The sequence below is a fragment of the Winogradskyella psychrotolerans RS-3 genome (assembly GCF_000427335.1).
GTDB classification, from domain to species: domain Bacteria; phylum Bacteroidota; class Bacteroidia; order Flavobacteriales; family Flavobacteriaceae; genus Winogradskyella; species Winogradskyella psychrotolerans.
The window spans coordinates 1-776 of the sequence record NZ_ATMR01000175.1; the positions used below are offsets into that span (position 1 = coordinate 1).

Consider the following 776-nt stretch of genomic DNA (forward strand, 5'->3'; position numbering starts at 1 on the left):
ACTGTATTTCAATAAGGCCAATAACAATTCTATCGCAGAATCTGGGTTGTCTCCTGTAATGTCAACAATTAACGAAGCCATCAATGCAAAAACCCCATAGGGGGCCAGAATCATTATAAATCCCACGATTTCGATGATCACATCATTGATGCCTTCAAAAAAAGCAATGACGGGTGCCGCTTTGGCTTTAGGGATTCGAATCAATGCAATGCCCATAATGATGGCAAAAAACACCACCTGTAACATCATTTCATTTGCTGCCGCTGCCTGGAAAATGTTTTCAGGCACCATGTCAACCAAGGGTTTCAAAGGACTTTGGTCCTTAATTTGTTCGGCTTCTAAAGATTTGCTGCCTGCTGTTTCGTCATACAATTCCATCAACTTTTCCCTGGTTTCAGAAGGCAGGCTTTTTCCAGGATTGAAGATATTTACCAATATTAAACCAACCGAGACTGAAAGGGCAGTTGTGAAAATGTAAATGAGTATGGTCTTTCCGCCAATTCGACTCAATTTGGTGATGTCTCCCAAATTAGATACACCAACGATTAAGGAGGCCAAAACCAGTGGCACCGCAATCATTTTAAGCGCAGTGATGAAAAACCGTTCCTATTGGTTTGACATAGTCATTGATAAAGTCTGGTGAAAGTCCAAATTTTACAACCCCAAGCCCAACGGCCAGGCCTAAAACCAAGCCTATAATGATACGGGTATGAAGAGGTATATTTCTTTTCATAAATAATGACGCTAGCGAAATTTAAACTTTGCTGGACCGGTTT

1 protein-coding gene is annotated in these 776 nt (G+C 41.0%); it reads right to left on the minus strand.

Translation table 11 applies throughout. The features are described from left to right. Nucleotides 1-594, minus strand: a 594-nt coding sequence (locus ADIWIN_RS15690) for a dicarboxylate/amino acid:cation symporter (protein WP_262507776.1), incomplete at its 3' end; no start/stop codon positions are given. Nucleotides 595-776 lie beyond the last annotated feature (182 nt).